The sequence below is a fragment of the Bradyrhizobium sp. USDA 4369 genome, from assembly GCF_054056435.1.
In genome coordinates this window covers 1,646,532-1,672,281 of record NZ_JBSRYH010000001.1, presented here as the reverse complement: position 1 = coordinate 1,672,281, position 25,750 = coordinate 1,646,532, and the positions used below count along the sequence as shown (strand labels likewise).

Annotated in this window: 23 protein-coding genes and 1 pseudogene; 15 read left to right on the top strand and 9 right to left on the bottom strand. The window is 65.7% G+C overall.

Annotation, left to right across the window (positions count from 1 at the left end; translation table 11 throughout):
- Positions 1–257: 257 nt before the first annotated feature.
- Positions 258–3,740, bottom strand: coding sequence for a hypothetical protein (locus tag ACVIJ6_RS07655; protein WP_456772194.1), 3,483 nt, complete (start codon positions 3,738–3,740; stop codon positions 258–260).
- A 193-nt stretch (positions 3,741–3,933) separates the two neighbouring features.
- Positions 3,934–4,521 (bottom strand): PadR family transcriptional regulator, encoded by a 588-nt coding sequence (locus tag ACVIJ6_RS07650; RefSeq protein WP_456772193.1) that lies wholly within the window; start codon positions 4,519–4,521, stop codon positions 3,934–3,936.
- Between the two features lie 137 nt (positions 4,522–4,658).
- Between ACVIJ6_RS07650 and ACVIJ6_RS07645 the strand changes: the two genes are divergently transcribed.
- The 4 genes from ACVIJ6_RS07645 to ACVIJ6_RS07630 all read left to right on the top strand — a co-directional run bounded on the left by ACVIJ6_RS07645 (position 4,659) and on the right by ACVIJ6_RS07630 (position 10,726).
- Positions 4,659–5,057 (top strand): nuclear transport factor 2 family protein, encoded by a 399-nt coding sequence (locus tag ACVIJ6_RS07645; RefSeq protein ID WP_012041127.1) that lies wholly within the window; start codon positions 4,659–4,661, stop codon positions 5,055–5,057.
- A 129-nt stretch (positions 5,058–5,186) separates the two neighbouring features.
- On the top strand, positions 5,187–6,977 hold the full coding sequence (locus tag ACVIJ6_RS07640; RefSeq protein WP_456772192.1) for an acyl-CoA dehydrogenase C-terminal domain-containing protein: 1,791 nt from the start codon (positions 5,187–5,189) through the stop codon (positions 6,975–6,977).
- A gap of 83 nt (positions 6,978–7,060) precedes the next feature.
- Positions 7,061–8,269 carry an acetyl-CoA C-acetyltransferase gene (locus ACVIJ6_RS07635; protein ID WP_456772191.1) on the top strand — a complete coding sequence of 403 codons (1,209 nt, stop codon included), beginning with the start codon at positions 7,061–7,063 and terminating at the stop codon, positions 8,267–8,269.
- A 243-nt stretch (positions 8,270–8,512) separates the two neighbouring features.
- Positions 8,513–10,726, top strand: coding sequence for a 3-hydroxyacyl-CoA dehydrogenase NAD-binding domain-containing protein (locus tag ACVIJ6_RS07630; RefSeq protein ID WP_456772190.1), 2,214 nt, complete (start codon positions 8,513–8,515; stop codon positions 10,724–10,726).
- A gap of 150 nt (positions 10,727–10,876) precedes the next feature.
- Here ACVIJ6_RS07630 and ACVIJ6_RS07625 read toward each other — a convergent pair whose 3' ends face one another.
- Positions 10,877–11,080: an addiction module protein gene (locus ACVIJ6_RS07625; RefSeq protein WP_456772189.1), complete on the bottom strand. Its 204-nt coding sequence runs from the start codon at positions 11,078–11,080 to the stop codon at positions 10,877–10,879.
- A 147-nt stretch (positions 11,081–11,227) separates the two neighbouring features.
- The gene (gene gstA / locus ACVIJ6_RS07620) at positions 11,228–11,842 is read right to left on the bottom strand and encodes a glutathione transferase GstA (RefSeq protein ID WP_456772188.1); all 615 of its coding nucleotides are present in this window, start codon (positions 11,840–11,842) and stop codon (positions 11,228–11,230) included.
- Between the two features lie 143 nt (positions 11,843–11,985).
- Here gstA and ACVIJ6_RS07615 point away from each other — a divergent pair, with 143 nt between their 5' ends.
- From ACVIJ6_RS07615 to ACVIJ6_RS07595, 5 genes are all read left to right on the top strand, one after another.
- Complete coding sequence (locus ACVIJ6_RS07615; protein ID WP_456772187.1) at positions 11,986–12,474, top strand: MarR family winged helix-turn-helix transcriptional regulator; 489 nt, start codon at positions 11,986–11,988, stop codon at positions 12,472–12,474.
- Positions 12,475–12,570: 96 nt separating this feature from the next.
- Positions 12,571–13,941, top strand: a complete 1,371-nt coding sequence (locus ACVIJ6_RS07610; protein ID WP_456772186.1) for a glutamate--cysteine ligase — start codon at positions 12,571–12,573, stop codon at positions 13,939–13,941.
- A 323-nt stretch (positions 13,942–14,264) separates the two neighbouring features.
- Positions 14,265–14,897 carry a PAN domain-containing protein gene (locus tag ACVIJ6_RS07605; protein WP_456772185.1) on the top strand — a complete coding sequence of 211 codons (633 nt, stop codon included), beginning with the start codon at positions 14,265–14,267 and terminating at the stop codon, positions 14,895–14,897.
- Between the two features lie 139 nt (positions 14,898–15,036).
- Positions 15,037–15,438, top strand: coding sequence for a thioredoxin family protein (locus ACVIJ6_RS07600; protein WP_456772184.1), 402 nt, complete (start codon positions 15,037–15,039; stop codon positions 15,436–15,438).
- A 6-nt stretch (positions 15,439–15,444) separates the two neighbouring features.
- The gene (locus tag ACVIJ6_RS07595; RefSeq protein WP_456772183.1) at positions 15,445–16,161 is read left to right on the top strand and encodes a cytochrome c biogenesis CcdA family protein; all 717 of its coding nucleotides are present in this window, start codon (positions 15,445–15,447) and stop codon (positions 16,159–16,161) included.
- A gap of 173 nt (positions 16,162–16,334) precedes the next feature.
- Here the strand turns inward: ACVIJ6_RS07595 and ACVIJ6_RS07590 are convergent, their stop codons facing one another.
- The 4 genes and pseudogenes from ACVIJ6_RS07590 to tldD form a co-directional block, all read right to left on the bottom strand.
- Positions 16,335–16,904 (bottom strand): nucleotidyltransferase family protein, encoded by a 570-nt coding sequence (locus tag ACVIJ6_RS07590; RefSeq protein WP_456772182.1) that lies wholly within the window; start codon positions 16,902–16,904, stop codon positions 16,335–16,337.
- Positions 16,905–16,981: 77 nt separating this feature from the next.
- Positions 16,982–17,217, bottom strand: a pseudogene (locus ACVIJ6_RS07585) (hypothetical protein).
- Between the two features lie 12 nt (positions 17,218–17,229).
- Positions 17,230–18,009, bottom strand: coding sequence for a signal peptidase I (gene lepB / locus ACVIJ6_RS07580; protein WP_456776924.1), 780 nt, complete (start codon positions 18,007–18,009; stop codon positions 17,230–17,232).
- A gap of 11 nt (positions 18,010–18,020) precedes the next feature.
- Positions 18,021–19,448 carry a metalloprotease TldD gene (gene tldD, locus ACVIJ6_RS07575; RefSeq protein WP_456772181.1) on the bottom strand — a complete coding sequence of 476 codons (1,428 nt, stop codon included), beginning with the start codon at positions 19,446–19,448 and terminating at the stop codon, positions 18,021–18,023.
- 84 nt (positions 19,449–19,532) lie between these two features.
- Between tldD and ACVIJ6_RS07570 the strand changes: the two genes are divergently transcribed.
- Entirely contained in the window at positions 19,533–20,033 is a 501-nt protein-coding gene (locus tag ACVIJ6_RS07570; RefSeq protein ID WP_456776923.1) for an N-acetyltransferase family protein, read from the top strand.
- Positions 20,034–20,138: 105 nt separating this feature from the next.
- On the opposite strand, the gene ACVIJ6_RS07565 is transcribed toward ACVIJ6_RS07570, so the two are convergent.
- On the bottom strand, positions 20,139–20,750 hold the full coding sequence (locus ACVIJ6_RS07565) for an invasion associated locus B family protein (RefSeq protein WP_456772180.1): 612 nt from the start codon (positions 20,748–20,750) through the stop codon (positions 20,139–20,141).
- A gap of 471 nt (positions 20,751–21,221) precedes the next feature.
- Here ACVIJ6_RS07565 and coxB point away from each other — a divergent pair, with 471 nt between their 5' ends.
- From coxB to ACVIJ6_RS07540, 5 genes are all read left to right on the top strand, one after another.
- Complete coding sequence (coxB, locus tag ACVIJ6_RS07560) at positions 21,222–22,061, top strand: cytochrome c oxidase subunit II (protein WP_456772179.1); 840 nt, start codon at positions 21,222–21,224, stop codon at positions 22,059–22,061.
- Positions 22,062–22,128: 67 nt separating this feature from the next.
- Positions 22,129–23,742, top strand: a complete 1,614-nt coding sequence (gene ctaD, locus ACVIJ6_RS07555) for a cytochrome c oxidase subunit I (protein WP_456772178.1) — start codon at positions 22,129–22,131, stop codon at positions 23,740–23,742.
- A 128-nt stretch (positions 23,743–23,870) separates the two neighbouring features.
- Positions 23,871–24,809, top strand: a complete 939-nt coding sequence (locus tag ACVIJ6_RS07550) for a heme o synthase (protein ID WP_456772177.1) — start codon at positions 23,871–23,873, stop codon at positions 24,807–24,809.
- Between the two features lie 20 nt (positions 24,810–24,829).
- A complete protein-coding gene (locus ACVIJ6_RS07545; protein WP_012041144.1) occupies positions 24,830–25,006 on the top strand; it encodes a hypothetical protein in 177 nt (58 codons plus the stop codon).
- Between the two features lie 26 nt (positions 25,007–25,032).
- Positions 25,033–25,683: a cytochrome c oxidase assembly protein gene (locus ACVIJ6_RS07540; RefSeq protein ID WP_456772176.1), complete on the top strand. Its 651-nt coding sequence runs from the start codon at positions 25,033–25,035 to the stop codon at positions 25,681–25,683.
- The last annotated feature ends 67 nt before the right edge of the window (positions 25,684–25,750 follow it).

Here is a 25,750-nt window from a genome sequence, read left to right as displayed (position 1 = left end):
CAGGAGCGGGGGTAACCCTCGAGGCCGGCCGCGGCGTAACGCGGGGACCCGTCGGCGACTGCCGGAAGTGTGCCCCGTCCTGCTGTCCGTCTTCGGCTGACACGCTCGCACTCCCTCGGGCGCCCATGATGGTCCGCCCGATTAGCTATACGGATCGGCGGCGCGACACTATGGCGGGGGAGAGCAGGCGTTCAGAATCTTGCCGCCCGGCCGGGCGGTCTCATCCTATGGTCCGGCGGCGGCTCGGAGCACGGCGCTCAGCGTGGCGACGCCGCTGCCGTCCGCTTCGCCATGGCGGCCTTGGCAGCCGCCGCCCTGGCGATGGTCTGGGCACTGTCCCAGCCGCCGGCGGGCGACGGTACATTGACCGCGTCGTCCGGCTGCGGCTCGACGGTGAAGGTCTGGATCGCGAGCTTCGCGGCGGCGAGCGACTGGGCATCGAGCCGCTTGGCGACATCGTCGCGCTTGCGGCCGGCATCGGCATCGCCCTGTGCCGCCGCAAGGCTGAACCATTTGTAGGATTCAGCGAGGTTCTGTTCGACCCCGATGCCACGGGCATAGAGAATGCCGAGATTGTACTGGCTGTCGGCCACGCCGCGCTCGGCCGCCTTGCGGAACCACTGCGACGCGCTCTTGTAGTTCGCGCCCTTGCCGCCGCCATCGGCGTCGAGCACCGCGAGATTGTGCATGGCCTTGGCGTTGCCGCGCTCGGCGGCGACGACATAATAGCGGCGCGCAATGTCGGCGTCCTTTTTCACGCCGAGGCCCTTCTCGTAGAAGGTGCCGAGACGAAACACTGCCGGGATGAGCCCAGCCTGCGCGGCGCGGTCATACCATTTCGCCGCTTCCTCGTAATTCGCCGCGATGCCTTTGCCTTCGGCGAAGCGCACGCCGACCTCGTAGGCCGCGGTCGGGTCGCCCTTCAGGGCGGAATTGCGCAGCGCCAGCCCGCCGATGCCGTCGGGCAGCTTTTCGGACGTCGGCACCTGCACAAGGCCGAGCTTCTGACCGTTGGCCGCGGTCGGCACCGTGCCGGTGACGTCGGTCGTGGCTGCAGCGGCCGCCTGCTTGTCGGTATCCTGCGGGATCGCGAGCATCGCGATGGTCTCTGCCTCGGTCGGCATCGACCTGTTGTAGGACTGGCGGTCCATGGGCGTCGGCGAGGTCAATGACGGGACGCTCTGATCCGGGGGCGCCGGCCGCGGCGAGAGGCTCGGTGTCGCCGACGGCATCTGTGCGCGCGGCGCCTCACCTTGGCTTTCCATCGGTGTGATCGGCGGCGGCGTGCTGCCGGAGTCGAGCAGCGACATCGCGAATTTGAAGGTGCCGAGCACGATCACGACCACGCTGGCGCCGACCAGCAGCGAGCGGATCTTCGATCCGATCGTCGAGACCTCCTCGTCGCCTTCAGCCGTGAGGGCGACCGTTGGCTTGTCCTTGATCTTGGCCCTTGCAGCTTCCTTTGGAAGTTCCTTGACGGCTTCCTTGGGTGGCTCCTTGGCCTTCGGCTTGTCCTTCTTGGCCTTGTCCGCCTTCTTCGCGTCGACCGGCTGGGCTGCGGCTGCCGCCTGGGCGGCCCGGCGGGCCGCCGCGATGAAGCTCGAGGTCGAAACCGGTTCGCGCTTGCCGGCCGGAAGCTCGCTGAGCGCATCCTCGGATGCCGCGATCCGTTCCGCAGGGGAGGCGGTGCGGCCGAGCGGACGCGTGCCGGGCTCCAGCGGATGATCCGGCGGCAATTCGGGGACGATGGGGGTCGGGCGCGCCGCCTGGGCCGCATGGGGCTCCAGGATCTCGGCGATCGCCTTGGGCGGGATCGGCGGTGGAGGCGCGGCCGGGGCGGCGGCCGCATGGAAGTCGCGCGGCGCTGCCGCGAAGGCCGCTTGGTTGACAGCCGGGTTCACGATCTGCGCCGAAGGCTGCTCGGCCGCCGGGTTGGGCAATTCGGGCCGATAAACCGGTTCGGGCCGGGCCGGCTCGGCATAGGTCTGCGGCGCAGGCGCGCGCGCCGCCGGCATCGGCGCCTCGATCGGGGGAGCCAGAATGGCGGCGGGTTGGCTCGAGGTGGCGCGCACATTGCGCAGATCGCCCTCGATCATGGCGAGCCGGTCGACGACGTGGCCGAGCGTATTGTGGACCGCTTCCAGCGAGTCCTGGGTGTTGCGATCGGTTTCGGTCTGGCTGAAGCGGATATCCGACAGCTCGCGCTTGACGACGTCGATCAGGCCGCCGTCCTGCGACGTCTCGCGCTGCGACCTGCTCTCGGCGAGTGCGGCAAAGGTCGCCTGCTGACGCTCGAGATAGCGCAGGATGTCCTGCAGCCCGTCCTCGACGCGGGTCATATTGCCGCCGCGCGGATCGTTGGCCGCCTCCAGCCGCTCGAGCAGGAAGCTGATCCGCTGCTCGAGATGGGCAATCGCCGACGAGCCGTCATTGCCGACCTGCAGCCGGTCGATGCGGTCCGACAGGCCGCGCAGCGCGTCCTCGATCTGGGCGGAATTGTCGGGCGCTGCGGCGGGCCGCTCGCGATTCTCCAAGGTCGAGGTCAGCGCCGCGATGCGCTGCTCGAGCGCCGCAAACGAATCGTGGAACGATTCGTGCGTGTCGCGGGCCTGCGTGACCTGGTCGACCTTCGAGGACAATTGCCGCAGATCGTCCGAGAGCCGTTCCAGCGCATCGTTGGAGGCGACGTTGGCCACGATCGCGCGCAAGGCGGTGATCGCGCTTTCGAGCTGCTGCACCGTGCCGGGGTCGTCATTGGCGCGCAGGATCAGATCGAGCTTGGCGCCGAGATTGCGAATCGCTTCGTCATAGACCGCGAGCTGCTCGGCCGGCTTCAGCGAGCCCACAACCTCGCGAATGTCGGTCAGCGCGCGTTCGATGCCGGCCAGCGCATGGCCGTCGACGCCGCTCTGGCGGTTCTCGTCGATGCGGCGCGAGAGCGAGCGGATCTCGTTCTCGAGCGATTCGATCGCGCGCCGCGGCATCGCCTCGGTGATGGCGTGGCGGATCTCGGCGAGGTCGTTGCGGAAGCCGGCGATCGACTGTTCGACGCCTTCCTCGGGACGCTGCAGCGACTCGATCTGGCTCGTGATCTTGAGGAGGTGGCGTTCGAGCTGCGAAAAATCCGGGCCGGGCGCGGCTGCCGGCGGCGGCGTCATCAACGGCGCCGCGGCGGGAGCCATCGCGGGGACGGTCGGCGGCGCCTGATGCGACGGCAGCGGGCGGGCATTGTCGAGCTCGCTCTGCCGGGCGCTGATCTCGGCGACGGCGATGTCGAACGAGCCGGGGTTCAACGGTTGAGCCGGGCGATAGAGCTGCGACGCCGCGCGCTCCACGCCGTCCGGCCCACGATAGCGCTCCTCGGTGGCTGATTTGCGCAGCGGCGTCGAGATCTGCGACAGGCGGGCATCGAGCCGGGAAATGGCCTCATTGAGCTGGCGGGCGACGCCCTGCTCGTCGCGGGGCGTGTCTTTGCGCGCGACCGGGCGCGACATCTGCTCGATCTGGCGGGCGATGGAGTCGAGCCGCTGATGAATGTCGGTGACTTCACGGGCATCGCGATTCGCCGGCGGCGTGGCGCGCGGCGGATAGCTGCTGCGGAAATCGGGCGGAGCAGATGCGCCGAGCGTGGAGTTGATCCAATCGTTCAGCGTCATCCCGGCGCGCTGCGCCGCGGCCTCGGCCCTCTCGCGGACGGTTGGGTCGATGCCTTCATTACTCCACGGTACGCGCGAATTCATGTCTCGTCCGGTTCCGCTTCCAGCGCTCCACCCAGCGCCTCCAGCCTCCCCACGCGTCCCGGATTAGAAGATGAACGGAACCGCGCAGATCGTCTGCTCCAGGTCCGGACTTTTGGCTTTTACGGTAAATATCGGGTTAAGGTTACCATCGTCGCCGTCATAAGTTTTGCAGGCGCACGCGAAGCCCGGCGCATCAGCCCGCAGTTTCCCGTGACGGGGGATCGAGCGGCCGCACGCCGCCGCTGCTGGAGATAGCCGACAAGGCGGTGATCGCCTCCTCGCACCATTCCGCCACCATGCGCTCGTGCCGCAGCCCGAGGCGCAGATTGAGCAGCTTGCCCATGTCGGCCGGCGCAACGCTGCCGTCCGCATAATGCTTCTTGAGGATGCGATCGTAGCGCTCGGCGCGGTCGCGATGATGCTCGAGCCGCGCCATCAGATCGGCCCGGATCGGAGCGATGTCGGCCGCGCCCAGCGCATAGAGACGAACCAGGAGATCGTCCTTCACCGAGGCCGGCGTACTCGGCCGTGCCGCCCAGCTGCGGAAGGCTGCGCGCCCCTCGGGCGTCAGCGTGTAGACCAGCTTGTTCGGCTTGCCGGTCTGCACCACCTCGCGGCCCTGGATGTAGCCGCGGTCGCGCAGTCGCGACAATTCGCGATAGATCTGCTGATGGTCGGTCTTCCAGAAGAACCCGATCGAGGAGTCGAAGGTCTTGGCGAGCTCGTAGCCCGTCATCGGATGTTCGGTGAGACAGGCGAGAATGGCGTCGCCGAGGGCCATGGCCGGAAACTGCTCCCGTTTTTCTGATCGTTGTCTGCCCCGTTCCACGCTTGACATTATGCACACTGGCGCATATGCGTCAATGTGCATATGGGGTGGTTGTGGTGCTGGCCTTTTCCGCCCCGAGGAGACGCCCAATGACAAAGACCGGCCTCGACGGATGGTACGGCTATATGAGGTCTCACGATCTCGGCGGGTTGTGGGAGCTCTTGCACCCGGACGCCGTGTTCGAAAGTCCCGTCGTGCATACGCCGCAGCGCGGCCGCGACATCACCTTCAAGTATCTCGCGAGTGCAGAGAAAGTCTTAGGCGGTCCCGGCTTCAAGTATGTCGGGGAGTGGCGTAACGCCACGGGCGCCGTGCTCGAATTCGAGAATGAGATCGAAGGCATCAAGCTCAACGGCGTCGACATCATCACCTTCGACGACGCCGGTCTGATCACGCATTTCAAGGTCATGGTGCGCCCGCTCAAGGCGATCAATCTGCTGCACCGCCTGATGGGCGAGCAGCTCGCCGCCATGAACAAACCATCGTGACGCGACCACCGGCCGCAAAGCTACGGCTGCCGCAAGTCCATAGAACTCGCTACAGTCCGCGGCCTGCATTGCCCGCCGCGTCCGCCAAACATTCCGTCTGAAACTTCAGCCTTCCTGCCGGAGACGCCGATGCCCATCTACAAAGCCCCCGTGGAAGATGTGACCTTCCTGCTCAACGACGTGTTCCAGATCGATCGCTACGACAATCTGCCGGGCTTCTCCGATGCCTCGGCCGACGTCCGCGAGGCGATCATCGGCGAAGCCGCCAAGCTCGCCGAGGAGGTGCTGCAACCGCTCAATCGCGTTGGCGATCTCGAGGGCTGCAAACGTCACGACGACGGCAGCGTGACCACGCCGAAGGGCTTCAAGGAGGCCTATAAGCAGGTCGCCGAGGGCGGTTGGCTCGGCCTGTCGGCACCGACCGAATATGGCGGCCAGGGCCTGCCGGTGACGCTGAGCCAGACGGTCAACGAATTCCAGTGCTCCGCCAATATGGCGTTCTCGATGTATGGCGGCCTCACCATGGGTGCAACCGCGGCGCTGATCGTGCATGGCAGCGAGGAGCAGAAGAAGACCTACGTGCCGAAGATGGTGGCGGGCGAATGGACCGGCACCATGAACCTGACCGAGCCGCATTGCGGCACCGACCTCGGCCTGCTGCGCACCAAGGCCGTGCGCCAGGCGGACGGCAGCTTCAGGATCTCCGGCACCAAGATCTTCATCTCGGCCGGCGAGCATGATCTCGCCGACAACATCATCCATCTTGTGCTCGCCCGCATCGAGGGCGCGCCGGCGGGCATCAAGGGCGTGTCGCTGTTCGTGGTGCCGAAATTCCTGGTCAATCCGGACGGCAGCGTGGGGCAGCGCAACGGCGTCACCTGTGGCTCGATCGAGCACAAGATGGGCATCCACGGCAATTCGACCTGTGTGATGAACTACGACAACGCCACCGGCTGGCTGATCGGCGAAGAGAACAAGGGCATGCAGGGCATGTTCGTGATGATGAACGAGGCCCGGCTCGGCGTCGCCGTGCAGGGGCTCGCGCAGTCCGAGGTCGCCTATCAGAACGCGGTCGCCTATGCGCGCGAGCGCATCCAGGGCCGCTCGCTGACCGGCCCCAAGGCGCCGGACAAGGCCGCCGATCCGATCATCGTGCATCCCGACGTGCGCCGCACGCTGCTGTCGATCCGCGCCTTCAACGAGGCCGCGCGCGCGATGGTGGTGTGGACCTCGCTAAAGAGCGACGTCGCCCACCGCTCGCAGGATCCGAAGGACCGCCAGGCCGCCGACGACCATATGGGCCTGATGACCCCGGTCATGAAGGGCTACATGACCGACATGGGCTTCGCCAATGCGGTCCAGGCGCAGCAGATGTATGGCGGCCATGGCTACATCGCCGAATGGGGCATGGAGCAGTTCGTGCGCGATGCCCGCATCGCCATGATCTATGAGGGCGCCAATGGCATCCAGGCGCTCGACCTCGTCGGCCGCAAGCTGCCGCGCGACGGCGGCCGCGCCGTGATGGCGTTCTTCAACGAGGTCGGCAGCTTCGCCAAGGAGCAGGGCGGCAATGATGCGATGAAGCCGTTCGTCGCGCCGCTGTCGACCGCGCTCGGCCATCTGCAGCAGGCCACCACTTGGCTGATGCAGAACGCGATGACCAAGCCGGACAATGCCGGCGCCGCCGCGACCGACTACATGCATCTCTTTGCGCTGGTCACCTTCGGCTACATGTGGGCGAAGATGGCCAAGGTGGCGCAGGACAAGATTGCCGCGGGTGACAGCTCGACCTATCTGACCACCAAGCTGGTGACGGGCCGCTTCTTCATGGAGCGCATCCTGCCCGAGACGGCGGCGCATCTCGCCCGCCTGCAGGCCGGCTGCGCGACCGTGATGGAACTGCCGGCGGAAGCCTTCTGAGGACGAGACGAGAGCCGGTGCGCAGCGCGCCGGCTCTCGTCGCTACTGACAACACATGAAGATGACCAGATGAGGAGGGCGTGATGCCTGAGGCCTTTATCTACGACCACGTGCGTACTCCCCGGGGCCGCGGCAAAGCCGACGGCGCGCTGCATGAGGTGACCGCGCTCGCGCTCGCCACCGTGCCCTTGAAGGCGCTCAAGGATCGCAACAACATTCCGGAAGATGCCGTCGATGACGTCGTGCTCGGCGTCGTCGACCCCGTCGGCGAGGCCGGCTCCGACATCGCGCGTTTCGCCGCGCTCAATGCCGGCCTCGGCGAGGCCGTGCCGGGCGTGCAGATCAGCCGATTCTGCGCCTCCGGCCTCGATGCCGTCAACTTCGCGGCCGCGCAGATCATGAGCGGTCAGCACGAGCTCGTCATCGGCGGCGGCGCGGAATCGATGAGCCGCGTCGGCATCGGCGCCTCCGGCGGCGCCTGGCCGATGGATCCGTCGATGGCGGTGCCGGCCTATTTCATGCCGCAGGGCGTTTCGGCCGACCTGATCGCGACCAAGTACGGCTTCTCGCGCGACGACGTCGACGCCTATGCCGTGCAGAGCCAGCAGCGCGCCGCGAAGTCCTGGGAAGAGGGCCGCTTCGACAAATCCGTCGTGCCGGTCAAGGACATCAACGGCCTGACCATCCTGGCCAAGGACGAGCACATGCGCCCGTCGACGACGATGCAGTCGCTGGCGCAGCTGCAGCCGTCCTTCGCGGCGATGGCGCAGATGGGCGGCTTCGACGCGGTCGCGATCCAGTCGCACCCGGAGATCGAGCGCGTCAACTACGTGCATCACGCCGGCAACTCCTCCGGCATCGTCGACGGCGCCGGTGCGGTGCTGCTCGGCAGCAAGGAGGCGGGCGAGAAATACGGCATCAAGCCGCGTGCCAAGATCCGCGCCTTCGCCAATATCGGCTCGGAGCCGGCGATGATGCTGACCGGCCCGGTCGACGTCACCGAGAAGCTGTTCGCGCGCTCCGGCATGAAGACCTCGGACATCGACCTGTTCGAGCTCAACGAGGCATTCGCCTCGGTCGTGCTGCGCTACATGCAGGCGTTCGAGATCGACAAGGACAAGATCAACGTCAATGGCGGCGCCATCGCGCTCGGTCATCCCCTGGGCGCCACCGGCGCGATGATCCTCGGTACCGTGCTCGACGAACTCGAGCGCACCGGCAAGGCGACTGCGCTTGTCACGCTGTGCATCGGCGGCGGCATGGGCACCGCGACCATCATCGAACGGGTGTGACGGTTCGTCATTGCGAGCGAAGCGAAGCAATCCAGAGTCCCACCCGAGCCCCTGGATTGCTTCGTCGCTTCGCTCCTCGCAATGACGAATAACCAATGAACGTAGGGTGAGCAAAGCGTAGCGTGCCCACCGTCTTCGTCATCGACACCGTCGGTGGGCACGGCGCAAGGGCGCCTTTGCCCACCTTACGATTGCAGCATTGTTTGCCGCGCCGACCGGCTGCTGGCACCGAGGGAGATCAATATGGCCTTCAAGAATTTCAAACTGGAAACCGATGCCGACGGCATTGCACTGATCACCTGGGACATTCCCGGCCGTTCGATGAACGTGCTCGACGAGACCTCGACGAATGAGCTCGAGGCCCTCGTCAAGGAGACCACCGCCGACGCTGCCATCAAGGGCGTCGTCATCACCTCGGCCAAGGAGGCGTTCTGCGCCGGCGCCGATCTGTCGATGCTCGAGGGCATGAACCGCCTCTATGCCGAGGTGCTGAAGAGCAAGGGCGAGGAAGCCGCCAACCAGATGCTGTTCGACACCAGCCGGCGCTTCTCGCAGATCAACCGGTCGATGGAAACCTCGGGCAAGCCGTGGGTCGCCGCGATCAACGGGCTTGCGCTCGGCGGCGGCTTCGAGATCACCCTGTCGTGCCACTACCGCGTCGCGGCCGAGAACCCGAAGACTCGGCTCGGCCTGCCCGAGATCAAGGTCGGGCTGTTCCCCGGCGCCGGCGGCACCCAGCGCGTGCCGCGCATCGTGCAGCCGCAGGACGCGATGAACCTGCTCCTGAAGGGCGAGGCGCTGACGCTCGACAAGGCCAAGGCTCTGAAGCTGGTCGATGCGATCGTGCCGGCTGCGGATCTCATCAAGACCGCTAAGGATTGGATCAAGGCCGGCGGCAAGGCGGTGCAGCCGTGGGACGAGAAGGGCTTCAAGCTGCCCGGCGGCCCGGTGTTCTCCAAGAACGGCATGATGATGTTCCCGGCGGGCAACGCCATCTACCGCCGCGAGACCTACGACAATTATCCGGCCGCGCGCGCCATCATGAGCTGCGTCTATGAAGGCCTGCAGCTGCCGATCGACGCCGCGCTGCGCGTCGAATCGCGCTACTTCACCAAGATTCTGCGCTCGAAGGAAGCGGCGGCGATGATCCGCAGCCTGTTCCTGTCGATGCAGGAATTGAACAAGGGCGCGCGCCGCCCCGCCGACGTCCCGGCGACCAAGCTCAAGAAGATCGCCGTGATCGGCGCCGGCTTCATGGGCGCGTCAGTCGGCTACGTCTCGGCGCGCGGCGGCCTCGAGGTCGTGCTGATTGACCGCGACCAGGAGAGCGCCGACAAGGGCAGGGCGCATGCTCAGAGCGTGATCGACGGGCTGGTCAAGAAGGGCCGCGCCAAGCCGGGCGAGGCCGAGGCGATCATGGGCCGCATCACCGCGACCGCGGACTATGCCGTGCTCAAGGATTGCGATCTCGTCATCGAGGCCGTGTTCGAGGACCGCAAGGTCAAGGCCGAGACCTATGCCAAGGCGCAGCCCTATCTGAAGGACGGCGCGATCTTCGCTTCCAACACCTCGACCCTGCCGATCACCTCGCTGGCCGAGGAGTTCAAGGACCAGGGCCGCTTCATCGGCATCCACTTCTTCTCGCCGGTCGAGAAGATGATGCTGGTCGAGATCATCATGGGCAAGAACACCGGCGACGTCGCGCTGGCCACGGCGCTCGACTACGTCCGCACCATCGGCAAGACGCCGATTGTCGTGAACGACTCCCGCGGCTTCTTCGCCAACCGCTGCGTGATGCGCTACATCGCCGAGGGCAACGAGATGTTCCTCGAAGGCGTGCCGCCGGCGATGATCGAGAACGCCGCCAAGATGGCCGGCATGCCGGTCGGCCCGCTGTCGCTGTCGGACGAGGTCGCGCTGGACCTCGGCCTCAAGATCATGAAGGCGACCGAGCACGATCTCGGCCCCAACGCGATCAACCAGGACCACAAGAAGCTGATGGTCGAGCTGGTCGAGAAGCAGGGCCGCTTCGGCCGCAAGAACGCCAAGGGCTTCTACGACTATCCCGAGAAGGGCAAGGGTCAGAAGAGCCTGTGGCCGGATCTCGCCAAGCTGCAGCCCAAGCATCTCGATCCGGATACGCTCGATGTCGAGGAGCTGAAGCAGCGCTTCTTGGTGGTGCAGGCGGTGGAAGCCGCGCGCACCGTCGAGGACCACGTCATCACCGACGTGCGCGAAGCCGATGTCGGCTCGATCCTCGGCTTCGGCTTCGCCCCGTTCACCGGCGGCACGCTGTCCTACATCGACTTCATGGGCACGAAGACCTTCGTCGAGCTGTGCCACAAGTACACGGCGAAGTATGGCTCGCGCTTCACCCCGCCGAAGCTCCTAGAAGAGATGGCCGCCAAGGGCGAAACCTTCTACGGTCGCTTCCCGCCGAAGAAGGCCGCGGCTTGATGTGATCAGCCGCGCTTGAGTAAGACCACGTAGCACCACATCGAGGGTGCACTCCCCTCCCCCTTGCGGGGAGGGGTCGGGGGTGGGGGTCTCAGGAAAAGGTCTTCATTTGATGAAGACGTCCGTCACTTCGTCGGTTTCAGCGCGAGCTTACCCTGCAAAATCGCGTTCAATTTCCTCCCACGGCACGGCATCTCCCGCATCCGCGTCGAAGCTGGCCAAGCGACGGACCAACTCGGCTTCTTGAGCCGGGGTCAATCCGGCGTCGCCAAGTGTGAGGCTGTCCCACAACAGGCCGATGAGATCGAGCCGTTGCTTCGTGGTGAGCTTAGAGATGTCGAATGGAAGGGACATGACGCCGTCATATTGGTCGGAGGAGAGCGGTGGACCCAGTTGGAGTCATCGTGTGGACCCCCACCCCCGACCTCTCCCCGCAAGGGGGAGGGGGCGCACCGGTGTTGGAGCCGCTTGATCGCTTCCTCGCACTAAGCGAGCGCCAGCTCACCCCGCCCGCATCAGCCCTTCCTTCGCCAGCGCTTCCTGCACCTTCGGCCGGGCGGCGACGCGGGTTTTGTAGGCGACGAGGTTCGGCAGCGCCGACAGGTCGAACTTCATCCGGTCGGCCCAGGTCAGGATGGTGAACAGATAGCTGTCGGCGACCGTGAACTGGCTGCCCATCAGGTAATCGCGCCCCGCGAGTTGGCTGTCGATATACTTGAACTTGCCCATCACGCGGTCCTTGAAGAACGCCTTGGCGTCGTCGGCGAGCACCGGCGAGAACAGCGGGCCGAAATTCTTGTGCAGCTCCGAGGTGATGAAGTTCAGCCATTCCAGCAGCTTGTAACGCTCGCCGCTGTCGCGCGCGGGAGCGAGTTGCTTGTCCGCAGCCTGGTCGGCGATGATCTGGACGATGACCGGTCCCTCGGTCACGATGTCGCCGCTCGGCAGCCCCAGGGCCGGTACCTGGCCCTTCGGATTGACCTTGAGATAATCGTCGCCATTTTCCAGGGTCTTGGCGCGGAGATCGACCTTCACGAGGTCGTAGGGCAGGCCGGCCTCGAGCAGGGCGATATGGGGTGAGAGCGAGCATGCGCCGGGTGAATAATAAAGCTTCATCTTGTATTCCCTCCGTGAGACCGTTGTTTCCTGGTGGAACCGGGCTTCACAAGGCCCTTAAATGCACTTGCATGGAATAGTCAAGATTGATGCAGCTGCATCGAATGCGCTAGAACGAGGACATCGAGAATACGAGCCGGCCCATGAAACGCAAACCATCGACCGAGGCGACCGCCGCCTGGATTCGCCTGATGCGGGTCCAGAGCCGGGTGCTGGACGCCGTCGAGCAGGAGCTGAAGAAGGCCGGTTTCCCGCCGCTCGCCTGGTATGATGCGCTTCTGGAGCTGTCCCGCGCGCCGACCGGGGAGCTGCGTCCGGTCGAGCTCGAGCGGCAGATGCTGCTGCCGCAATACTCGACCTCGCGGCTGATCGACCGTCTCGTCGATGAAGGCCTGGTTGTCCGGCGCGAATGCAAGATGGACAAGCGCGGCCAATTCGTGGAGATCACGGAGGCGGGGCGCGAGCTGCAGAAGCGGATGTGGTCGGCCTATTCGGCCGCGATCGAAAAGCATGTCGGCTCCAAGCTGTCGGATACCGACGCCGCCAAGCTCTGCGCGCTGCTCGATCGGCTCGGCTGCTCCTGCGGTCAGGCCGCTCCCTATTCTGCCGGAGAGGGCGCGTCGACCCGATGAGTGATTCGTACCCTTTCACATCCGCGGTCCCCTCGGGTCCGCGGCCCTTCCTGTCACCCCGCGCGATCCTTGACGCGCGCTTCCTCCGAGACTCACATGGCGCGTGACCAGATCGATATGACCCCGCTGCAGTCGCGCGACGAGCTCGTGGCGTGGCTCGAAGCCGGCGTGAAGCCGCCGTCCGCCTTCCGCATCGGCACCGAGCACGAGAAGACGCCGTTCACGCTCGAGGGGCACCGCCCCGTTCCTTATGAGGGGCCGCGCGGCATCGGTGCGTTGCTTGAAGGCATGAAGCTCCTGCTCGGCTGGGAGCCGATCATGGAGCGTGGCAACATCATCGGGCTCTATGACGTGACCGGCGGCGGCGCGATCTCGCTGGAGCCCGGCGGCCAGTTCGAATTGTCCGGCGCCCCGGTCGAGACCGTGCACCAGACCCATTCCGAGCTGATGGCGCATCTGGCGCAGGTGCGCGAGATCGCGACCCCGCTCGGCATCGGTTTTCTCGGGCTCGGCATGACGCCGTCCTGGTCGCGCGAAGAAATTCCCGTGATGCCCAAGGGCCGCTACAAGATCATGAGAGACTACATGCCGAAGGTCGGCAGCTATGGCCTCGACATGATGTTCCGGACCTGCACGGTGCAGACCAATCTCGACTTCTCCTCCGAAGCCGACATGGTCAAGAAGCTGCGCGTCTCGGTGGCGCTGCAGCCGATCGCGACCGCGCTGTTCGCCAACTCGCCGTTCACCGAAGGCAAGCCGAACGGTTTCCTGTCGTTCCGCTCGGAGATCTGGCGCGACACCGACAATCAGCGCTCGGGTATGATCCCCTGGGCCTTCGAGGATGGCATGGGCTTCGAGCGCTGGGTCGACTATGCGCTCGACGTGCCCATGTACTTCGTCAAGCGCGAAGAGACCTATATCGACGTCTCTGGCACCTCGTTCCGCGACTTTTTCGAAGGCAAGAATCCGGCAATGCAAGGCGAACGGCCGACCTTGTCGGACTGGGCCAATCATCTGTCGACGGCGTTCCCCGAAGCCCGCCTGAAGCGCTATCTGGAGATGCGCGGCGCCGATGGCGTGCCGTGGGGCCGCCTGCCGGCGCTGCCGGCGTTCTGGGTCGGCCTGCTCTATGACGATGCCAGCCTCGATGCCGCCTGGGACCTGGTCAAGGACTGGACCGCGTTCGAGCGCCAGAGCCTGCGCGACGACGTGCCCCGTCTGGGCTTCAAGGCACGCATCCGCAATCGCTACGTGTTCGAGGTCGCCAAGGAATGCCTGACCCTGGCGCATCACGGCCTGCGCCGGCGCAATCGGGTCGACCACAGCGGCCGCGACGAGAGCCGCTATCTCGAGCCGCTCGATCACATCATCGATTGCGGCCGCTCGCCGGCCGAGGAGATGCTGGAGAAGTTCAACGGGCCCTGGCACGGTTCAGTCGAGCCGGCCTATGACGAATACGCATTCTGACGGGCGCAGCCCTGGCTGAGCCGTGCGGGCTCGGCGCATCCCACCTGCCGAGGCCGCAGCTTGGTCGCGCTGCTCTTCGCCCGGGCCGGAGTTCCCGGCCGGGCGGGGCGCGTCGGATAGGCCCGGCTTTTTGTTGCGGTTTGTGTCTGGGGTCCGGTCTGGCGCCGGCGCGCCCCGCTGTGGCCGTGAACGCGTGCTGTCCGCGAGAGCCGTTCATCCGCCATACAGGTTCGTGGCGATCAAATGACGCTCCAAAAATACGGAAGAAAAGCTCAAGTCTAACAATGGGTCTGATGGTTCAGCGGCGGCGCGTGGGGCGTCTCATGGGGGTGTGGCTGTGGGCACTGGCGTGCCTGCTGGCGGCTGCGCGTCCGGAGCCGGCTGACGCCCAGACCTATTCCGATCGTCCCGGCGGCGACTACATGAGCGCGCCGATCACCTCCGGCGATCCGGCCGATTGCGCGCTGCTGTGCGAGCACGACCGGCGCTGCCGCGCCTGGAGCTTCAACTATCCGACCGTGATGGAAGCCGGCGCCGTATGCTGGCTCAAGAACAGCGTGCCGGCGCGCGTGCCCGACAATTGCTGCGTCTCCGGCGTGCGCGGCGCCGGCGTCGTCGAGATCCGAAACGACGCCGTGGAAACCTCGATCGACCGTCCCGGCGGCGACTATCGCAGCTTCGACATCAAGACCACGGATCTGAAGGCCAACGACAAGGTCGAGAAGCCCGTCGACAAAAGCGCGGACAAGAGCAGCGACAAGGCGCCGGACAAGAAGGACGAGAAGGCCGCCGACGCCGAGGAGATCTGCAAGGCCGCCTGCACCGGCGACAACAAATGCCGCGCCTGGACCTTCGCCCGGCCCGGCTATGCCGGCAAGGAGGCACATTGCTTCCTGAAGAAGGAAATCAAGCCGCCGCGGCGGCGGGCCGGGTTCACGTCAGGCGTGGTCCGCTGACGCATCGCGCCCGCTGGGGCGCAGGAAAATTATCTCCGCCATCGTAACCTTTGATCTGTCCGGCCCGTACTGAACGATGGTGCCGGACGGTTCTCCCCGTCGGCTGCCCTTCGCAACGCAGAGATCAGGGTTTGCCATCATGTTTTCACGCAGGTTCTTCGCCACCGCAGCGATTGCTGCCACATTCGCCGTCACAGCGCTGGGGACGGCGGCATTCGCCTTGGAGACCACCCCCTATTCGGACGCTGCGTTCAAGGCCGCGCAGGCGGCAGGGCAGCCGATCCTGGTCGAGATCCATGCCGGCTGGTGCCCGACCTGCAAGGCGCAGAAGCCGATCATCGACAAGCTCGCGGCCGACCCCAAATTCAAGGACCTGAAGATCTTCCGGGTCGATTTCGACGACATGAAGCCGGTGGTGAAGGGGTTCGGCGCGCAGATGCAGTCGACGCTGATCGTCTTCAAGGGGGCGACCGAGGCCGGCCGCTCCGTCGGCGACACCAAGGAAGCGTCGATCGCGGCGCTGCTCGACAAGAGCCTGTAACGCACCATGATCGCGCTGGCGCTGGCTTTCCTGGCCGGCCTGCTCTCCATCCTGTCGCCCTGCGTGCTGCCGCTGGTGCCGATCGTGCTGGGCGCGGCGGCGTCAGTGCATCCGCGCGGCACGCTGGCGCTCGCGGCTGGGCTGGCACTGTCGTTCACCGGCATCGGCCTGTTCATTGCACTCGCTGGCAGCGGTATCGGTCTCGATGCCGGCGCGGTCCGTCTCGTCGCGGCGGTCATCATGCTGGCGATCGGCGTCGTCCTGCTGCTGCCGTCCTGGCAGGCGCAGCTCGCCGTCGCCGGCGGCCCGGTGCAGCGTTGGGCCGACCGGCACTCGCAGGGCTTCGCAGCCTCCGGCGCCGGCGGCCAGTTCATGATCGGGCTGCTGCTCGGCGCCGTCTGGGCGCCCTGCGTCGGTCCGACCCTCGGCGCGGCGTCGCTGCTCGCTTCGCAGGGGCGTGACCTCGTCATGGTCAGCCTGACCATGCTGGCCTTCGGCCTCGGCGCCGGCCTGCCGCTGGTGGTGCTCGGACTGGTGTCGCGGACCACGATGGCGCGCCTGCGCACACGGCTGTTGTCCGCCGGCAAGCTCGGCAAGATGCTGATGGGCGCCGCCTTCGTCGTTGTGGCGGTGGCGATCCTCAGCGGCGTCGACAAGCAGCTGGAGGCCTGGCTGGTGGCGATCTCGCCGGCATGGCTGACGGAACTGACGACGTCGATCTAAACGGCGTTGGGCAAGGGCGCGCAACACACTCAGTGTCATTCCGGGGCGCGCGCAGCGCGAGCCCGGAATCCATAACCACGATCGTGAGTATGGATTCCCGGGCTCGTGCCGCTGCGCGTCACGCCCCGGAATGACGTGCGGAGAGAGCGATGGCTCTGATGGCCAAGTGTCGGTCATTCCTCGGCGGGCATCACCGTGATCTCCGGCCAGAGTGCCTTCCAGCGTTCAGCCTTGGCCGTGTAGTTCGCGGCAGAGAAGTTGGCTGTCCGATTTGGCCGCACGATCATCTGCGCGATATCGTCGAGACCTTTTGGCGCATAGAGTTCGTATCCGCCGGCAACGGGCCGGAGGCCGACCTGTGTGTTCACGGTGAGGAAACGGTCGATGCCGTCGGTGGAGCGTGTCAGCGGCGGGTACGGGCGGCCGTGCTTGGCCGGATACCACAGATGGACACGGGCTTGGTTGCGCACCTCGACCTTGGCATCGATGCTGTCGAGAGCGGACGCGATCTGTTTGATCACGGCATCCTCGGCATCCCACGACGTGTCCGGATCGAAATAGAAAATGTCGTGGTCGTTGATGCCGTGGGCGACGGCGCGTCCGGTGCGTACGTTCCATACGGTCTGTGTCAGACAACCGGCGACGATCCAGGCATCCGGCAACGCCGTCGCGCGCAGCACGTCCATGATCGCGCTGTTGATCGGGTTGCGCAGCGCTGACGTGACGAAGTCATGCTCGGTCATGCGCCTCTATAGCACGCAAGGGCCTTCGGATCATGTTGACGCTGGCCGCGCTGCGCAACGAATGTGGGGACAGCGCCTCAGCCGGGGTCGAACGACGCCAGCGTCCGCCACTGCCGGCGCAGCAGCGGCTCGACGTCGCCGCGCTTTGCCTTGGAGAGGCGCAGCAGCACGATCGGATAGTCGCGGTCGTGGTCGGTGAAGTAGAACTGCTTCGGCCGGCGCTCGCCCAGCATCGCGCCGGCGTGCCATAGGACGTGCCGTCCTCGACCTCCGGCCATGCCAGCGCGAGCGCCCTGACATCGTCGAAGGTCACAGTGCGGCGCGCTCAGCGGACCGCGGTGAAGAAGCGATCCAGCCGGAAGCCCGACAGCCAGGCCCATACCGGCTGGTTCTTGAAGCCGAGATCCCAGGAGCCGACCACCGCGTCGGCGCGGCCGACCAGATTGTCGATCGGCAGCAGGCCGACGCCGCCATCGCGCAACGAGACGCGGCTGTCGGCGGAATTGTCCCTGTTGTCGCCGAGCACGAACAGCTTGCCGGGCGGCACCGTCACCTCCTGCGTATTGTCGAGCCTGCCATTGTCGCGCATCTTGAAGATCAGATGCGACACGCCGTTCGGCAGCGTCTCGACATAGCGGTAGGCGGGCTCGTTGCGGCCGGTGTCGTCCTCGGCGTCGCCGATGCCGTCCGGCTTCAGCGCGGCGGCCTCGCCATTGATGTAGAGCTGGCCCTGGCGCATCTGGATGCGGTCGCCGGGCAGGCCGACGACGCGCTTGACCCAGGCCTGCGAGGTGTCGCCCGGCCAGCGGAACACGACGACGTCGCCGCGCTTCGGCGTCTCGCCGAACAGCCGCCCGGTCTCGGGCAAGGTGATCTGCATCGGCAGCGACGAGGTGCCGTAGCCATAGGGGAATTTCGACGCGAGCAGCGCGTCGCCGATCAGCAGCGTCGGCTCCATCGAGCCCGAGGGCACGTAGAACGGCTCGGCGATCGCGCCCTTGGCGACGAACACGACCAGGACCACAGCGGCGAGCTGCGCTAACTGGCCGCCCCAGGTGGTGGTGTCCTTGCGCGCGGCCTTGGTCACGGTCTTCTCGGCCGACATCTTGTCGAGGCTCATCGGCCCGTGCCTCCAACCGTGATGCGATCCATCCGCAGCGTCGGCTGACCGACGCCGACCGGCACGCCCTGGCCGTTCTTGCCGCAGGTGCCGATGCCGGTGTCGAGCGACAGATCGTTGCCGATCATGCTGATGCGGTTGAGGTCGGTCGGGCCATTGCCGATCAGCATCGCGCCCTTCACCGGCGCGCCGACCTTGCCGTTCTCGATCTTGTACGCCTCGGTGCACTGGAAGACGTATTTGCCCGAGGTGATGTCGACCTGGCCGCCACCGAAATTGACGGCGTAGATGCCGTTCTTGACGGAGGCGATGATCTCGGCCGGATCGCGGTCGCCGGCTAGCATGTAGGTGTTGGTCATGCGCGGCATCGGCACATGCGCATAGCCCTGACGGCGGCCGTTGCCGGTCGGCGCCATGTTCATCAGCCGGGCATTCTGGCGGTCCTGCATGTAGCCGACCAGGATGCCGTCCTCGATCAGCACGGTGCGGCTGGTCGGCGTGCCCTCGTCGTCGATCGACAGCGAGCCGCGGCGCGACGACATGGTGCCGTCATCGACCACCGTGACGCCCTTGGCGGCGACCGGCTTGCCCATCAGGCCGGCGAAAGCCGACGTCTTCTTGCGGTTGAAGTCGCCTTCGAGGCCGTGGCCGACGGCTTCGTGCAGCATCACACCGGGCCAGCCGGCGCCGAGCACGACGTCCATCTCGCCGGCCGGCGCAGGCACGGATTCGAGATTGACCAGCGCCTCGCGCAGCGCGCCGTCAGCGGCTTCGCGCCACGCTTTGGTCTCGATGAAGCGCGCATAGGCCTCACGGCCGCCATAGCCCTTGCTGCCGCTCTCCTGGCGGTCGCCCTGGCCGGCGACGACCGAGACGTTGACGCGCACCAGCGGGCGGATGTCGCGATAGCTCTCGCCGTCGGGCCTGATGATCTCGACCACCTGCCAGGTCGCACCGAGGCTCACGGTCACCTGGCGCACGCGCGGATCCTTGTCGCGCAGATAGGCGTCGATCTCGCCGAGCAGCTTGATCTTGCTCTCGAAGCCCGGCGCGTCCAGCGGATTGTCATCGCCATAGAGCCGCACATTCGTGTGCGGCGGCGGGCTGGCGAAGTTGCCGGAATAGCCGCCCCTGACCGCGCTCACCGCGTCCGCCGCGCGCATCAGCGCCGGCAGCGAGACGTCGGAGGAGTGCGCATAGCCGACCGCATCATCCTTGACGGCGCGCAGGCCGAAGCCCTGGCTGGTGTCATAGGTCGCCTGCTTCAGGCGGCCATTGTCGAAGGTCAGCGCCTCGGTCTGGCTGTATTCGAGAAACAGCTCGCCGTCGTCGGCGCCGGCCAGGCCGCGCGCAATCTCGCTGCGGACCGCGTCACGATCCAGACTGGCGCGATCGAGCAGGGAGGTGGTGGCGGGATTCGTCATGGGTCAATCCGTTGTCGGAGCGGTCATTCCAAGATAGTTGTTTTGACGTCGGGGCGCGAGGGGCTGGATGATTACCGAATTGACATGGTTGAGATCGTTCCAATCACGGCCGCTTACATCGATAGCTTTCACCGCACGCTGGACTTTGTCGCGCGTGAACGGCGCTACCTGTCCTTTGTGCAGGCGCCACCGCTCGACTCCACACGGGCATTCATCCTGAACAATATCCAGGAGGGATATCCGCAATTCGTGGCGTTGTCGGCAGGAGATGTGGTCGGCTGGTGCGATGTGACGCCGAAATCAGGGCCAATCGATGCCCGTGTCGGCGTGCTCGGCATGGGCCTTTTGCCGCAGTTCCGGCGCCAGGGCAACGGAACCCGGCTGATGGCGGCGACGCTGGAGGCGGCGCGGCGGGTCGGGTTCTCGCGCGTCGAGCTGAACGTCTACCGCAGCAATACGGACGCGATCCGGCTGTATCAAAAGGCCGGATTCGTTCTCAAGGCGGTGCAGCCGCGCGAGATCCGCGACGACGGGTTCGACAAGACGCTGCTGGTGATGGCGCTGGCGCTCGACACGGTGCGCTGATCGGTCGGTGCTGATCGACACAGCGGCCGCAGACGATTGCCGTCGTTCACGGCAATGTGTCAGGCGTTCGGCGACAGCGCTTGCGGGTGTCAGGCCCGCTTGGTGTCAGGGCAGCTTGTCGAAGCCGTCGGCAAGCCCGTTGAGGCTCAGCGGGAAGCCGATGCCTTCCTCCGGCGTCTCGAAGATGATGAAGGTCGCGGTCTTCGCCGTCTTGAGCTGGCCGAGCAACTTGTCGTCCAGCACCACCTCGGCGACACAGCCATTCGGCAGGCAGCGCACGAAACCGGCGCGGCCGACATCCTGGTTGTCGAGCTTGAGGCCGAGGCCGGACGGCAGCAGCACGCCGAGCGGCGCCACCACGCGCATCAAGCGGCTCTTCTGGTCGGCGGTCTTGAGCATGATCACGGTGAGGCCGGCATTGGAGCGGTCCTCGGCGACGACGCTCTGAATCAGCGCGCATTGCTCGCTCTGCGCGCCCGGCGGCGTGTCGCAGCGGATCTGCCAATCGCCATGCACCGAGCGCACCGCGCCCTGTGCCTGCGCCGCGCCGGATGTGGCGAGGGTCAGGCTCATCGCCAAGGTCAGCCCCGCGCCAGCGGCAGCCATGCCAGCGGTGAGTCGGGCCCAAACAGTGCTCAAACGGCGCGAGTCATTCGCAGCTGGGGTGGACATGTCAGCTGTCCTGTCCGTTGAAACCCTGGTCCGGGTCGGTGCCATGCCAATTTCCTGTGGGTGATCTGCGCGTCTAACGCCAAGATACGGCAATGATGGCGTCTTGAGGACAGCGTCGGAAGCCTACGGCACGAACCGCGACGAAATATGGCCGCACCCGGTCGCGCCGCCGCGCCTTACCGAATCAGCCTCGCAGACGGCCGCTGCGCGTTGCCTACATCGCGCAGCTTGCCTGTCAAGCGCTCGTTGTCGGCGAAATCGCGCAACGTCGCAATTTCTCGGAAAATCCGCGCTTTGCTGCAGATCCTGCCCCCGGCGAAATCCGGCTCAAGACTGCATTGCGATAGATCAAGAATTATGGTTTGAGAAGAAAGATTTCGTCATTCCAGTGAACTGGCCCAGGTGCTTCTCTATGCATCCGCCCGAAGGCCATTTGTCAGGAGCGCGGATCACAACAGCGTACCGCTTCAACAGCGCGTGCGCTGAGGGGGAAAGTTCTGAAGGGAGCGCGACGACATGAAGGTGTCGAAAGGCCAATTGAGTGCCCGTTTGCTGGGCTTGGCCATGGCGGGCGTGATGCTCGTCGGGGGTGGGTCGGCGTTCGCGGAGACGGGGCAGCCGGCGCCGTGGGAGTACAAGCTGCAGGAAGCTGCCACGCCGGTGATGGAGAACATCACCTGGTTTCATGGCCTGCTGCTGACGATCATCACTCTGATCACGTTGTTCGTGCTGGCGCTGCTCGTTGCCGTGGTGGTGAAGTTCAACGCGCGCGCCAATCCGGTGCCGTCGCGCACCACCCACAACACCTTGCTGGAAGTGGCCTGGACGCTGATCCCGGTGCTGATCCTGGTCACCATCGCGGTGCCGTCGTTCCGGCTGCTGTTCCTCGAGCTCGACGTGCCGAAGGCGGACATCACCGTCAAGGCCACCGGCAAGCAGTGGTATTGGAGCTACGCCTATCCGGACAATGGCAAGTTCGAGTTCGACTCGCTGATGGCGCAGGACAAGAAGCCCCGCCTGCTCGCGGTCGACAATGAGATGGTCGTGCCGGTCAACAAGGTGATCCGGGTCCAGACCACCGGCGCCGACGTGATCCACTCCTGGGCGATCCCGTCCTTCGGCGTCAAGATCGACGCCATTCCCGGCCGTCTCAATGAGACCTGGTTCAAGGCGACCAAGGTCGGCATGTATTACGGCCAGTGCTCCGAACTGTGCGGCAAGGATCACGCCTTCATGCCGATCGCGGTGCGTGTCGTGAGCGACCAGGAGTTCACCGCCTGGGTCGAGGACGCCAAGAAGAAATTCGCCAGCGCGCCGACCAGCACCTACGCGTCCGCCGCCGGCGTGTCGCAGTAACACGGGGACGAAACGCGAAATTGAGGGCCGCCTCTGGCGGTCCACCGGGGACACTGAGGATTGGACAATGGCGACGAACGTAGCGACCCATAGCAGCCATGACGATCACGCGCACGACCATCCGACCGGATGGCGGCGCTGGCTGTATTCGACCAACCACAAAGACATCGGCACGATGTACCTGATCTTCGCCGTGTTCGCCGGCCTGATCGGCGGCGTGATGTCGGTCGCGATCCGCATCGAGCTGATGTATCCGGGCGTGCAGCTCTTCCATGAGAGCCACACCTACAACGTGTTCGTGACCTCGCACGGTCTGATCATGATCTTCTTCATGGTCATGCCGGCGATGATCGGCGGCTTCGGCAACTGGATGGTGCCGCTGATGATCGGCGCGCCAGACATGGCGTTCCCGCGCATGAACAACATCTCGTTCTGGCTGCTGCCGGCCTCGTTCGCGCTGCTGCTGCTGTCGACCTTCGTCGAGGGCGAGCCGGGGGCCAACGGTGTCGGCGCCGGCTGGACGATGTATGTGCCATTGTCGACGTCAGGCCATCCGGGACCCGCGGTCGACTTCGCGATCCTGTCGCTGCATCTCGCCGGTGCCTCGTCGATCCTGGGGTCGATCAACTTCATCACCACCATCTTCAACATGCGCGCGCCGGGAATGACCCTGCACAAGATGCCGCTGTTCGTGTGGTCGGTGCTGGTGACGGTGTTCCTGCTGCTGCTGTCGCTGCCCGTGCTCGCCGGCGCCATCACCATGATGCTGACGGACCGCAATTTCGGCACCACCTTCTTCGCTCCCGAAGGCGGCGGCGACCCGGTGCTGTTCCAGCATCTGTTCTGGTTCTTCGGTCACCCCGAGGTGTACATCCTGATCCTGCCCGGCTTCGGCATGATCAGCCAGATCGTGTCGACCTTCTCGCGCAAGCCCGTGTTCGGCTATCTCGGCATGGCCTACGCCATGGTCGCGATCGGCGGTATCGGCTTTGTGGTCTGGGCGCACCACATGTACACGGTCGGCATGTCGTCGGCGACGCAGGCCTATTTCGTCGCCGCCACCATGGTGATCGCGGTGCCAACCGGCGTGAAGATCTTCTCCTGGATCGCCACGATGTGGGGCGGCTCGATCGAGTTCCGCGCGCCGATGCTGTGGGCCGTGGGCTTCATCTTCCTGTTCACGGTCGGCGGCGTCACCGGCGTCGTGCTGGCGAATGCCGGCGTCGACCGCGTGCTGCAGGATACCTATTACGTCGTCGCGCACTTCCACTACGTGCTGTCGCTCGGCGCCGTGTTCGCGATCTTCGCCGGCTGGTACTACTGGTTCCCGAAGATGTTCGGCTACATGTACAATGAGGGCATCGCCAAGCTGCACTTCTGGGTCACCTTCATCGGCGTGAACCTGGTGTTCTTCCCGCAGCACTTCCTCGGCCTGTCCGGCATGCCGCGCCGCTACGTCGACTATCCCGATGCCTTCGCCGGCTGGAACCTGGTGTCGTCGATCGGCTCCTACATCTCGGCGGTCGGCGTGCTGATCTTCATCTACGGTGTCGTCGACGCCTTCATGCGCAAGCAGCAGGCCGCCGCCAACCCGTGGGGACCGGGTGCGACCACCCTGGAATGGACGCTGTCGTCACCGCCGCCGTTCCACCAGTTCGAGGTGCTGCCGAAGGTGCAGTGATCCCGACTCCCGCGACGCGGCGCCGTGTAAGGGGCCGCGTCGATCTATCGATCGGCGCGCATTGCAGCGCGCCGCTGCCGTGAAGCAAAACGCTTCAGACATGCTTTGAATTGAAGTCTGGAATCGCTGTGTCGGTCATTGATCAGAACGCCATTGCCGTCGGTCCGCGGATCTCCGAAGCCGATGTCGGCGATTATCTCGCGCTGCTGAAGCCGCGGGTGATGTCGCTCGTGATCTTCACGGCGCTGATCGGCCTGCTGATCGCTCCCGGCCATTTCCACCCGGTGCTCGCGATCACCTCGCTGCTGTGCATCGCGGTCGGCGCCGGCGCCTCCGGCGCGCTCAACATGGCGCTGGAAGGCGATATCGATTCGCTGATGTCGCGGACCGCCAACCGCCCGATCCCGCGCGGCCGCGTCACCCGCCAGGAGGCGCTGGCCTTCGGCATCACCCTGTCGTTCTTCTCGGTGCTGACGCTCGGCATCCTGGTCAACTGGTTCGCCGGCGCGCTGCTGGCGTTCACGATCTTCTTCTATGTCGTCGTCTACACGCTGTGGCTGAAGCGCTGGACGGCGCAGAACATCGTCATCGGCGGCGCCGCCGGCGCCTTGCCGCCGGTGGTGGCCTGGGTCGCGGCGACAGGTTCGATCGCGCCGGAGCCGCTGCTGCTGTTCCTGATCATCTTCTTCTGGACCCCGCCGCATTTCTGGGCGCTGGCGTTGTTCCGCAGCGACGACTATGCCCGCGCCGGCGTGCCGATGCTCCCCGTCGTCGCCGGTCCTGATGCGACCCGGCTGCAGATCCTGCTCTACACGATCCTCCTGGTGGCGATCGCCGCGGCGCCCTGGCCGCTCGGCTATTTCGACGCCGTCTACGGCATCGTCTCGCTGGTGCTCGGCGCCGGCATGCTGTGGTTTGCGATCGAGGTGTTCCGCAAGCGCGAGCGCAGCCAATCTCTGCGTGCCAACCGTAAGCTGTTCGCTTTCTCGATCCTGTATCTGTTCGCGCTGTTCGCGACGCTCGGGCTCGAGGCGGTCGCGCGCATGATCGCGCCGTTGATCTGGTAAGGGGCGCGAGACTGGAAAGCATGGCGACCGCGATGGCCGATCCGAATGAGCCAGAGGGCATCGTCCTCACCGAGGCGCAGCTGCGCAGCCGCCGGCGGCGTTCGATCGCGATTGCCCTCGCGCTCGGCGTGCTCGTCGTGCTGTTCTTCGCGGTGACGATGGTGAAGGGCCCCGCTGTGCTGAAGCGGCCGATGTAGATGCTGGTGTGATGCAGGACGACGCAATGGCGCAGACCGATCAGACCTCCCCGACGAGCGCACCGGCCGAACAGGCCGCGGCGCCGGCCTCGCGCCGCGGCGTTGGCCGTGACGCTGTTGTCGGCGGCATCTGCGGCGCCGTCGTGGTGCTCATGGTCGGCGCGTCCTATGCGGCGGTGCCGTTCTACAATTGGTTCTGCCGTGCCACCGGTTTCAACGGCACCACCCAGGTCGCAACCGCGGCCCCGACATCGGCGCCGCTGGCGCGCCGCATCGCCGTCCGCTTCGACGCCAATGTCGCCGGCGGTCTGCCCTGGAAGTTCGAGCCGGAGAAGACCGAAATCGAGGTCGCGATCGGCGAGGTGGTCACGGTCTACTACACGGTCACCAACCAGTCGGCGCGCACCACGATGGCGCAGGCCGCCTACAATGTGACGCCGCTGACCTCGGGCGTCTATTTCCAGAAGATCAACTGCTTCTGCTTCACCGAGCAGACCATGGCGCCGGGCGAGACCCGCGAGATGCCGGTCGTGTTCTATGTCGATCCGGCGATCACCGCCGACCACGAGAACGACTCGTTGAAAACGATCACGCTATCCTACACGTTCTATCCCGTCCGAGAGGCGCCCAAGCCGGTCGCTGCGGGCGAGCCGGACAAACCGCGGGGCAACCTTTGACCGCGCGGATGTCCACGATCCGGGGACCTGTGCTTGTAAACGAATATGTGCTGGGGCGACCGGCACC

What these genes read in the sequence shown, in the direction of transcription:
- ACVIJ6_RS07655 (WP_456772194.1), bottom strand. Translation starts at nt 3,740, where the DNA reads ATGAATTCGCGCGTACCGTGGAGTAATGAAGGCATCGACCCAACCGTC.
- ACVIJ6_RS07650 (WP_456772193.1), bottom strand. Translation starts at nt 4,521, where the DNA reads ATGGCCCTCGGCGACGCCATTCTCGCCTGTCTCACCGAACATCCGATG.
- ACVIJ6_RS07645 (WP_012041127.1), top strand. Translation starts at nt 4,659, where the DNA reads ATGACAAAGACCGGCCTCGACGGATGGTACGGCTATATGAGGTCTCAC.
- ACVIJ6_RS07640 (WP_456772192.1), top strand. Translation starts at nt 5,187, where the DNA reads ATGCCCATCTACAAAGCCCCCGTGGAAGATGTGACCTTCCTGCTCAAC.
- ACVIJ6_RS07635 (WP_456772191.1), top strand. Translation starts at nt 7,061, where the DNA reads ATGCCTGAGGCCTTTATCTACGACCACGTGCGTACTCCCCGGGGCCGC.
- ACVIJ6_RS07630 (WP_456772190.1), top strand. Translation starts at nt 8,513, where the DNA reads ATGGCCTTCAAGAATTTCAAACTGGAAACCGATGCCGACGGCATTGCA.
- ACVIJ6_RS07625 (WP_456772189.1), bottom strand. Translation starts at nt 11,080, where the DNA reads ATGTCCCTTCCATTCGACATCTCTAAGCTCACCACGAAGCAACGGCTC.
- gstA (WP_456772188.1), bottom strand. Translation starts at nt 11,842, where the DNA reads ATGAAGCTTTATTATTCACCCGGCGCATGCTCGCTCTCACCCCATATC.
- ACVIJ6_RS07615 (WP_456772187.1), top strand. Translation starts at nt 11,986, where the DNA reads ATGAAACGCAAACCATCGACCGAGGCGACCGCCGCCTGGATTCGCCTG.
- ACVIJ6_RS07610 (WP_456772186.1), top strand. Translation starts at nt 12,571, where the DNA reads ATGGCGCGTGACCAGATCGATATGACCCCGCTGCAGTCGCGCGACGAG.
- ACVIJ6_RS07605 (WP_456772185.1), top strand. Translation starts at nt 14,265, where the DNA reads ATGGGGGTGTGGCTGTGGGCACTGGCGTGCCTGCTGGCGGCTGCGCGT.
- ACVIJ6_RS07600 (WP_456772184.1), top strand. Translation starts at nt 15,037, where the DNA reads ATGTTTTCACGCAGGTTCTTCGCCACCGCAGCGATTGCTGCCACATTC.
- ACVIJ6_RS07595 (WP_456772183.1), top strand. Translation starts at nt 15,445, where the DNA reads ATGATCGCGCTGGCGCTGGCTTTCCTGGCCGGCCTGCTCTCCATCCTG.
- ACVIJ6_RS07590 (WP_456772182.1), bottom strand. Translation starts at nt 16,904, where the DNA reads ATGACCGAGCATGACTTCGTCACGTCAGCGCTGCGCAACCCGATCAAC.
- lepB (WP_456776924.1), bottom strand. Translation starts at nt 18,009, where the DNA reads ATGTCGGCCGAGAAGACCGTGACCAAGGCCGCGCGCAAGGACACCACC.
- tldD (WP_456772181.1), bottom strand. Translation starts at nt 19,448, where the DNA reads ATGACGAATCCCGCCACCACCTCCCTGCTCGATCGCGCCAGTCTGGAT.
- ACVIJ6_RS07570 (WP_456776923.1), top strand. Translation starts at nt 19,533, where the DNA reads ATGGTTGAGATCGTTCCAATCACGGCCGCTTACATCGATAGCTTTCAC.
- ACVIJ6_RS07565 (WP_456772180.1), bottom strand. Translation starts at nt 20,750, where the DNA reads ATGGCACCGACCCGGACCAGGGTTTCAACGGACAGGACAGCTGACATG.
- coxB (WP_456772179.1), top strand. Translation starts at nt 21,222, where the DNA reads ATGAAGGTGTCGAAAGGCCAATTGAGTGCCCGTTTGCTGGGCTTGGCC.
- ctaD (WP_456772178.1), top strand. Translation starts at nt 22,129, where the DNA reads ATGGCGACGAACGTAGCGACCCATAGCAGCCATGACGATCACGCGCAC.
- ACVIJ6_RS07545 (WP_012041144.1), top strand. Translation starts at nt 24,830, where the DNA reads ATGGCGACCGCGATGGCCGATCCGAATGAGCCAGAGGGCATCGTCCTC.
- ACVIJ6_RS07540 (WP_456772176.1), top strand. Translation starts at nt 25,033, where the DNA reads ATGGCGCAGACCGATCAGACCTCCCCGACGAGCGCACCGGCCGAACAG.